This is a genomic window from Paenarthrobacter sp. Z7-10, assembly GCF_026932795.1.
Taxonomy (GTDB): Bacteria; Actinomycetota; Actinomycetes; order Actinomycetales; family Micrococcaceae; genus Arthrobacter_M.
In genome coordinates this window covers 1-8,945 of record NZ_JADPVH010000091.1, presented here as the reverse complement: position 1 = coordinate 8,945, position 8,945 = coordinate 1, and the positions used below count along the sequence as shown (strand labels likewise).

At 63.7% G+C, this 8,945-nt stretch carries 8 protein-coding genes and 2 pseudogenes; 7 read left to right on the top strand and 3 right to left on the bottom strand.

What is annotated here, in order from left to right; translation table 11 throughout:
• The 3 genes and pseudogenes from IV498_RS17960 to IV498_RS17950 all read left to right on the top strand — a co-directional run.
• A partial coding sequence (locus tag IV498_RS17960; protein WP_269048446.1) for a hypothetical protein occupies positions 1–188 on the top strand: 188 nt, incomplete at its 5' end.
• A gap of 56 nt (positions 189–244) precedes the next feature.
• Positions 245–613, top strand: a pseudogene (locus IV498_RS17955) (aldo/keto reductase); the annotation flags it as partial.
• Positions 609–1,447 (top strand): annotated as a pseudogene (locus IV498_RS17950) (IS701 family transposase); the annotation flags it as partial. The pseudogenes IV498_RS17955 and IV498_RS17950, both read left to right, overlap by 5 nt.
• 561 nt (positions 1,448–2,008) lie before the next feature.
• Here the strand turns inward: IV498_RS17950 and IV498_RS17940 are convergent.
• On the bottom strand, positions 2,009–2,536 hold the full coding sequence (locus IV498_RS17940; protein ID WP_269048444.1) for a MarR family winged helix-turn-helix transcriptional regulator: 528 nt from the start codon (positions 2,534–2,536) through the stop codon (positions 2,009–2,011).
• A gap of 50 nt (positions 2,537–2,586) precedes the next feature.
• On the opposite strand from IV498_RS17940, the gene IV498_RS17935 reads away from it, so the two are divergent.
• The 3 genes from IV498_RS17935 to IV498_RS17925 all read left to right on the top strand — a co-directional run bounded on the left by IV498_RS17935 (position 2,587) and on the right by IV498_RS17925 (position 6,217).
• On the top strand, positions 2,587–3,663 hold the full coding sequence (locus IV498_RS17935) for a substrate-binding domain-containing protein (protein WP_269048443.1): 1,077 nt from the start codon (positions 2,587–2,589) through the stop codon (positions 3,661–3,663).
• 93 nt (positions 3,664–3,756) lie between these two features.
• Complete coding sequence (locus IV498_RS17930) at positions 3,757–5,208, top strand: APC family permease (RefSeq protein ID WP_269048442.1); 1,452 nt, start codon at positions 3,757–3,759, stop codon at positions 5,206–5,208.
• A 1-nt stretch (position 5,209) separates the two neighbouring features.
• Entirely contained in the window at positions 5,210–6,217 is a 1,008-nt protein-coding gene (locus IV498_RS17925; protein ID WP_269048441.1) for an acetamidase/formamidase family protein, read from the top strand.
• A gap of 608 nt (positions 6,218–6,825) precedes the next feature.
• Here the strand turns inward: IV498_RS17925 and IV498_RS17920 are convergent.
• Positions 6,826–7,773 carry a hypothetical protein gene (locus IV498_RS17920; RefSeq protein ID WP_269048440.1) on the bottom strand — a complete coding sequence of 316 codons (948 nt, stop codon included), beginning with the start codon at positions 7,771–7,773 and terminating at the stop codon, positions 6,826–6,828.
• Positions 7,774–7,788: 15 nt separating this feature from the next.
• On the bottom strand, positions 7,789–8,040 hold the full coding sequence (locus IV498_RS17915) for a hypothetical protein (RefSeq protein ID WP_269048439.1): 252 nt from the start codon (positions 8,038–8,040) through the stop codon (positions 7,789–7,791).
• An 804-nt stretch (positions 8,041–8,844) separates the two neighbouring features.
• Here IV498_RS17915 and IV498_RS17910 point away from each other — a divergent pair.
• The coding region (locus IV498_RS17910) for a transposase (RefSeq protein ID WP_269046113.1) at positions 8,845–8,945 on the top strand (101 nt) is incomplete at its 3' end.

Sequence of the window (8,945 nt, the reverse complement as noted above, 5' to 3'; positions counted from 1 at the left end):
TGTCGGTGCTGCTGCTGCCCGCCGCCACGAAATACCGCCGCCCCGGCGAGGCCGAGACCGTTCAGCCGCTCTCCAGCCTCTTTGACCAGGTCACCCACGTGGCTCTCGACGTCGTCTGCCTGCTCTTGGCGACGCGCCGGGGGGTCGATAACGTGGCCGCTGCTGCCGCGCATGCGAACACTGAGTAAGACAGAACAGGGCGGTCAGGCCATCGTCCACGCGATTATGCAGAAGGCGCGTAGAAATGCCCCACCGGGCCGCGTCCTATTCGGCTGGTTGCACCACTGACTATGGACAACTTGGTACCTCCGGCCTCACCGTCTCCGCCGTGGGCTTGGGTTGCAACAACCTTGGCCGACCCGGAACGCCGACGGAGTCCCAGCGGGGCACGAACACGGTGATCCATGCCGCCATCGAAGAAGGCATCACGCTCTTCGACGTTGCGGACACGTATGGCAAAACGCCTGGCCTGAGCGAGGAAATGCTGCGCACAGCGCCGGCGAGGAACCGCGACGACATCATAGTTGACGCCAAATTTGGAATGGACATGCAGGGCGCGAACGGGACGGACTGGGGCCGGCGGGGCTCACGCCGTTACATTATGCGGGCTGTGGTTTGCCCGGGCGGAGCCACGGGAGAACGCCGGCGTACGTCCGGGGGCTAATCTCGGATGAGGAGCGGAAGAACTCCTGGACCCTGTCGGAGCGGGCCGGGCACGGGACTCCGGACGGGATGCAACGGCTGCTCTCGAGACGGATTGGGATCCGGATGCGCTGCGTGATGATCTGCGTTCCTACGTGGTCAGCCACCTTGCCTCCAGTGAGGGTGTGCTGAGGGTTGACGAGACCGGCTTCCTGAAGAAGGGCCGGCGCTCTGCCGGGGTGGCCCGCCAGTACTCGGGCACCGCGGGCCGGGTCGAGAACTGCCAGATCGGGGTGTTCCTGACCTATGCGACCGCTGCCGGACGGACGTTTCTGGACCGGGAACTCTACCTGCCTAGGGAATGGACCAGGACGCGGACCGGTGCGCCGATGCAGGTATTCCGGCGGAACGGACCTTCGCCACGAAACCGGAGCTGGCCAAGGACATGATCATCCGCGCCCTCGATGGCGGCGTGCCGGCCATGTGGGTGACCGGGGACGCGGTCTACGGCCAGCACTCAGGACTGCACTGGGCCCTGGAAGAACTTGGCGTCCACTACGTGCTGAACGTACCGGTGATCCAGCGGCTGATGGCCAGAACCGGGCCCCTCGGTACCGAGTTCCGCGCCGATCAGCTCATCGCCTCATTCTCCGGACGCTCCTGGCGGACCCGTTCGGCCGGGGCCGGAGCCATGGGCGACCGCCGCTAGGCCTGGGACGGCGCCCGAATCAACAGCGCCAATGATCCCGACAGCGAGTACTGGCTGCTCGCCCGCCGGTCCATGCTCGCCCACACCTTCCTGGCCGTCATCTGGTCAAAAAAGGGGCTCAACACCCCGGCGGCGACGGCCACAGTGAGCTGATTACCCTGAGCCTGCCCGAAATCAGGCACCTGATCACCCGTCTCGCCTGGGCCACGCTGCCGAGCCCGGACCACACCCTGAAAGATCACACTGGCGCTGAAAACATCAGAAACGCGCCAAGCACTGCCACAACCAGACCCGCGGCCACACCCCATAAACGCGACTGCAGTACGAGGCCTAGCAGGCCGCCTAGGCTTGTATGCTCCTTCCAGTCAGCTTGGATGGCTTGCGTGAGTGTCAACGGCCAGTAGTTTCTGCCCGTGGGCGGCCACGCCTGAAGCGCGAAGGGGAATAAAGTCATTGTTCCCGGGCCGCACGGGCAGGATCGGCCTTGGACCGATTCGCCCCGGCTCAGGGAAGATTTTTGGCGGTAAGCCCAAGGACAACGTCGCCTCCCTGTGTCAAGCAGCGGTGTCTTGGAGCGCTAGACGGACAACGCCTTGGGGTGAACAAGGTGTGAGGAGGGAGTCCGTGCCAAGCACCCGCGCTCGACTGTCCGCTTAGTCACCTCGATGGGGACGCCGGTTGGCAGTCGTGCGCATGGGCGGGTTCAGCCGCAACGGAAGAATGGCTTGATTGATGACCTCTGTCACCTTCTCCTGCGAGTCGCATGGCGTGGGTCAGTGCGTCGACGGTGTCAGGGCCTAGCCGCACCCGGGTCAGCGCTTCCCAGGCAGAGACGAGGTTCTCCATCCGGTTGAGTCTGGCTGCGCCGTGGTCGGAGAGCTGGACGGTGATACGGCGGCGGTCCTCGGGGCTGGGAAGCCGGAAAACAGAGGCGGCATCTTCCAATGCGTCGATCACCCTGCTCAGGGATGCGTTTGCCATGCCGGATAAGGCCGCGAGTTCGCCCATCGTCGGGGAGCCAAGCTTCGAGACCAAGTGGAGGACACGCCACTGTTCTGCTGTGGTGTCTTCCTCGCTGAGCGCGAGTGTGAGGCCGTCGAGTAGGTTTTTTCCGATGGCCGACAGGGCGGTGATGACCTCCGTTAGCGGGACGTCGTGTCCCTCATCGTCTCGAATCTTGAGCATGAATCCTCCTCAATCGCACCTTAGGCTCATCGATGCGGCAAGATCGGGTTGTGACCTCTGCAGCCAGCCTAGTGCTTCCGGGCACCCTTTTGCTGCGTGGGCCGATGCCGGGGACGCTCAGCATTGGTCTGCTCGCTCCGCTGTCGGGTGTGATGGGGATCTCGGGTCCCTCCATTTTGAACTGTGCCCTGCTCGCGGCCGAGCATGTCGCTGAGCGGGCCGGCGTTTTCCCCGAGCTCGTCGTGATCGACGCCGGCCGGGGTCCCGTCGAGGCGGCCCGCGTCGTTAGCCAGCTCATCGGCGCCGGACTCGTTCAGGGCCTCGTCGGCGCACACACCTCCGACGTCCGCGCTACCGTCTCGCAGGTCGTCGCTGACCGGGTGCCTTACGTGTTCACGCCACCGCATGAACGGGAACTGGAGAGATCCGGCACGATCTTTATCGGCTCGGGGCCACGGTTACAGCTGCAGCGACCCCTCGAGTGGATCGTTGCACGTCATCGGGTGCGCCGGTGGGCGCTGATAGGCAATGACTACATCTGGCCACGGCAGGTCCACCGTACCGCCTCCCAGGTTCTCCCGGGCCTGGGGCAAGTCGTTGTCATGGACCGGCTTGTTCCCTTGGGCTCGGTCGACACCGGACGCCTCTTGGACGAGGCGCGGAAGAATCGCGCGGATGCCATCCTTATCTCACTCGTTGGCCGTGACGGAATCACCTTTCACCGCGCAACGGCCGAGGTTGGTGCTGACCAGCGGTTCATCCGTCTGTGCACGACGCTGGATGAGAACAGCCTGATGGCTGCCGGAGGGGACTCTACAGGGACGCTGTACTCCGCGATGCCCTCGTTCATGCGGCAGAGCGACGAGCAGCATCAAAGTTTCCTCGAGCTGTACCTGGACCGCTTCGGGATGTCTGCGCCCCTTCCGGCGTCTTATGCCCAGGGCTGTTATGACGGGGTCGTACTGCTGACGGAGTTGTGGCGGAGCGGACTCCTGGAATCGATGACGGCGGCATTGGCTGTCCGGAGGCTGACTTCGATGACAAGCGCCGTCGGGCGTGCTTCCGCCCGTTCATCGGCCGGCTCCAAGCTCGCTCTGGCGGTAGGACACGACCTGCTTGTGATCTAGCCCGCATCCCCGTATCATCCAATCATTCCATTTGGAAATAATTTCACCCACGGACGGCGTCGTCCGCGGCCAAACATTGGATGACAATCGACGATGAAAACTACACCGCACGGACCCCAGGATGTCAGTGCTCCCCCCGGGACCATGGCGGGTAGCGGGGACGGCATTGAAGAGTTCGGTTACCGGCAGGAACTCAAGCGCAGCCTGAAATTCTCCGACCTGCTGATCTATGGGCTGATCTTCATGGTGCCGATCGCACCGTTTGCGATCTTCGGCAGCGTCTTCCAGGCCTCGGGCGGCATGGTGGCGATGGCGTACATCGTGGGAATGCTCGCCATGATGTGCACCGCGAACTCGTATGCGCAGATGGTCCAGGCCTTCCCGATGTCAGGCTCCGTCTACACGTACGTCGGGCGCGGAATCACGCGCCTGCTCGGATTCGTGGCTGGATGGATGATCCTCCTGGATTACATCCTGATCCCGGCCCTCCTCTACTTAGCGGCATCGATAGCAATGAACGGGATGATCCCCGCTGTGCCCCTATGGGTGTGGCTGGTCGCGTTCGTGGCGCTCAACACCCTGATCAACTATCTGGGCATCGAGTTCACGGCCCGGGTCAACAAGGTCATGATCGTGCTCGAAATCCTCGTGCTGGCCGTGTTCCTGGTGATCGGGTCTGTAGCTGTTGCCAAGGGTCAGGGCTCTTTCAGCTTCGATGCCTTCTTCAATTCCCATACCTTCAGCTGGTCGTTGATCTTCGGAGCGGTCTCGATCGCTGTCCTGTCGTTCCTGGGTTTCGACGGCATCTCGACCCTCGCTGAGGAGAACGCCGGGACGACGAAGTCGCTGGGTCGATCCATGATCGCCGCGCTGCTCCTGGTCGGTGTGCTCTTCGTCGTGCAGACGTGGGTAGGATCCATGCTCGTGCACGATCCGGCCGCTCTGATCGCCAATGGCGATTCGAGCGGAACAGCGTTCTACGACGCTGCGAAGAACGCAGGCGGGCCCTTCCTGTTCATCCTTACGGCCGCGGCGACTGCCGTTGCATGGGGCTTCGCCAACGCCCTGGTCGCTCAGGCTGCAACCTCCCGTCTTCTCTTCGCCATGGCCCGGGACCGTCAGTTGCCCGCGTTCCTCAGCCGTGTGCACCCCAAGCGCGGCGTACCAGTGAACGCTACTTTCCTTGTAGCGGCTGTCTCGCTGGTGCTTGGCCTCTACCTCGTCACCCAGCCCAACGGCCTTACTGAAATCTCCACCCTCGTTAACTTCGGGGCGCTGACGGCTTTCTCTTTGCTCAATATCGCCGTCGTCTGGTGGTTTATCGTGCGTCAGAAGTCGCGCCGATGGTTCGTGCACCTTGTGATTCCGCTCCTTGGCCTCGCCATCCTGGTCGCGGTGATCATCAATGCAAACATCGCCGCACAAATCCTCGGGGTGCTCTGGCTGGCCGTTGGTGTCATTGTGGCAATCATCCTGCTCAAGACGGGCCGGATGACGGACCCCTCCGCACCCAGTTCCCCGGTCGACGCGACGGAGGTTCGCTGATATGGCAATTCACTCTCTGAGGCCGCGTCCTGATCAGTATTCCTACGTCTTCGGCGGGGTTGAGCCACTGCTGAGTGTGAAGCCTGGCGATATCGTGGAGGTGAGCACCGAGGATTGCTTCGGTGGCAGGGTCACCAGCAACACTGACCTGCCCAGCAAGATGGTTCCATTCGCTGAACTTAATCCGGTGTCCGGTCCCATCCACGTTGAAGGAGCCGAGGTCGGCGACGTGCTGGCCGTGCACTTCGTCTCGATCATCCCTGCCCGGCCATACGCGATCTCCAGCACCTTCCCCCTGTTTGGTGCGCTGACGCCGACGCACGAGACTGCGATGCTTTCCAACCCACTCGAGGAACGTGTCTGGTTCTATGACATTGATCTCGAGTCATGGACGGCCACATTCCGTGCCCGCCGGTCCGAGTACGAGCTGAGGATGCCGCTGGATCCGATGCACGGCACCGTCGGTGTCGCACCCGGCAGCGGGGAAGTCCGTCTCGTTGTGACGCCCTCCACTCACGGCGGCAACATGGACACCCCCGAAGTGCGGGCAGGGACCACGCTATACCTCCCGGTCAACGTGCCCGGGGGAATGCTCTCCCTTGGCGACGGACACGCACGACAGGGCGAGGGTGAGATCTGCGGGACAGGGCTGGAGTCCGCTATGAACAGCGTGATCGTGGTGGATGTCGTCAAAGGAGGAGCCCTCGCCTGGCCCCGGCTTGAGAATGATGAGTACATCATGAGCACCGGTTCAGTGCGCCCGCTCGATGACGCGTTCCGGATCAGCCAAACCGACCTCGTCTCCTGGACCTCCGACCTGACCGGCATGGACACCCTCGATGCATACCAGCTCGTCAGCCAGCTCGGTCTCGCTCCAGCCGCCAACGTCTGCGACCCCAACTACACAATGCTGGCGAAGTTACCGAAATGGTCGCTCAAGTCGGCCGAAGCCTACCGCGGAGCGCACCGACGGCTCCGTGCCGCCGCGGCGGAATACCAGACCCGGTAGAAAGATTGCGCCGGCCCCGGTTCAGCGCCCCGCCGAACCGGGCCGGTCCCTAAACCGCATAAAGCCTTTGCCTTGGACCGGTACTGGCATGGGGGGGGCAACGCCTCGACAGTAGGCTCCGTGACGCGGGTGCCCAAGCCGGGGGTCAGTCCTTCTGCTTGTGGATCGCGTCGCGCAGCTCGGCCATCCCGTCTTGATAAAGGCTCTCTTGCTTAGACGATATGGGAGGGCCTCAACATTGGTGTTGCCAAGGATGTGTGATGCGCCTTGCGTCTGCCACTGGTTAACTTAGGAATTGGAGCGTCCCCGGTTTGGTGGGTGGCTGCCGGGCTGACCCGTTCGGAGATGGGACTGGGTCGCACGTTAGGGGTGGGCACAAAACTCCTTGCTCGTGCGTCCCGGTATCCGCCGGATGGCCATGTGTCGGCCGCCACCCTGGTCGCCCGCAAGCCACTCGCGCTCGACGCGGCACCCGCGTCCCTAGCGCTTTGAGTGCCCTTGCCCGCCGCGGCTCTTGGTGGCGGGTAGTACGTTCGTGCGCCCAACCGTAGTACACCTCATTGTGATCATCGGGGTGCACCATGCCGTCCCGGCGCAAGGTGACGTCCTCAACACCATTTTTGATCAGCAGCGGACCGCCGTTGACAATGCTCGTGGTCTTCGTCGGTTTGACCAGCCTGCCATGACTTCCGAGAAGACCGGTCCTGATCTCCAGCTTGGCCCCTGTCCGGGCCACCGCACGCCGGGCGGGGACGTCGGTGCCCAGTGGCCTGTAGCGTGTGACCATCAACGGGGACGGAGGACCCACGGCTTGCTGTGACGGCGGTGACGACGTTGCGGCGGCTAAGCGAGACCTCAAAGCCAGGGCCCGCCGGTGTGCGTCGTCCGAGCGCCGAATCGAAGGCGACTAATTCGTTGGCATTGGTGCAGGTGACGTCCTGCAGGGGCAGCGCCGTCGGGGCACCGTTTCTCTCCCCGCAGTTCCGGATCAGGCCGGTGACACGGTCAATCCCATCCAAGGCAAGGGTGGTCCTCCACGCTGCAACGCTTCCGGCCCAACGCAGGCGTTGGATCTGAGTGGTGTGCGACTTCCCACCGATGATCCAGGCGGGCCTGTCCGCGGCCGGTTCGCTCAGCGTCCTGCCTTCATAGACTCCGTCGCTGGCCGGATCGCCGGCTGCCCCTGCCTTGGGGTCGAAGACGAAGAAACCTGCGTTGATGTTGGCGACCGCCCCTGATGCAGCGGCCAACTGGCTGGTGGTTTCCGGTTTTTCAAGGTCGGCACCGAAGGAGGCCCGGAGTTCGCCGTGGTAGTTCTTGGGATCTATGGTGATCACGTCCAGATTCCAGGGTCCGTGGGTGGTGCCGATGCTTCCGAGGTCGCGGTCCCATCCGGTGTAGAGCCCCGAGGAGCTGTATCCGGCAGCCGTGATCTGCGCCGGCAGGTTGGCCCCGGCCGCCTTGTCCGCGAAATATCCGGCCCGGACGCGGTAGTCCAGTTCGCCGCCGGAGTCGGCCAGCCGTGGCGATTGAACCTGCTCGACGCGGGCCTCCACCCCGGCGGACTTCAGCTAGGCCGCCATGATTTGGGCGTCGGCCGGGGTGGACAATGCCGTGGACGGGGCGTCCGGATCGGGCGAATCAGCGGGAATGGATATTTCTGCCGTCCAGAAGAGGGAGCTGTCCGTGCTCCCGCGGCTGATCTTGGTGAGCGTCACACCCGCAGTGAGTGCGGTGCTGGTGCGTGTTTCGACGAGGTCCGGCGCACCTAGGTTCAGGGTTGCCGCGTGGACGTTGGAGTGGTGCTGGCCCTCCGCTGCCACGGACCCTCCGACTGGTCCAAGGACGGCGGAACTGACGGCGAGCACTAGCCCGCGGAGAGAACGGTCCGGAAGCGATACGTTTGCGACATGCGGCCGGCAGTGGCCGGATTCCCGCAACGTCCGGGGCGTCACGCAGGGTCAGTGCGCTGAAGTGCTCCGTGATCATTGGTGCACAGGAAGTCAAGGAGCGTATCCAGCCACGCACCGTGGAGGCCGGCCGGCCCAAATCCGCCTTGGGCCCGCGTAAGAATTTGGAAGCTCAACGCCGGGCCACTCTAACGCGGAAGGCCGCGCTGATGCTCACGGTAAATCATGATCTTGGGGTTGTCGAGTCGGAATTGCTCGGCGGGCGCCTTGGCCGCCCCACACCCTTGCTACAGTCGATGGCGCTAAGCGCGATCACCCGGTGCCCGGCGCCGGCAACCATTTTGGCTTCAATCGTGATGGACGCCCAGAAGAATCCCAGTGGCCGGCGTGGCGCGTTTACAAGGATCGGCGCGCAGCTGGGCATCCCGGCGGACACGATCCGTGGCTGGGTCCGCACAGTGGAGATCGATCAGGGCGTGCGTCCTGGCACTACTACCGATGAGGCAACACGTGCACCGGTGTCCTGCGCCCGTGGGGGTGGGTCAGGCGCCGGGTTGTCCGCCGCGGAGCCGGCGCCGCACTGGCCTCGGTGGAGCATCATCCCCGCCGAGCCCGATGTAAGCGGTGCCTCCCCAAGGTTTATCTCTGGTCGGGCCCCTCGCGGCTTAGCGTGAGGTGTACTACTGATGTGAGACACAGTTTGAAAGGATTGTGCCCATGTCCGCCCGTCAAACGTTTTCTGATGAATTCAAAGCCGATGCCGTTGATCTCGTTATTTCTTCCGGCCGTCCGATAGCCACCGTCGCCTCCGAGCTGGG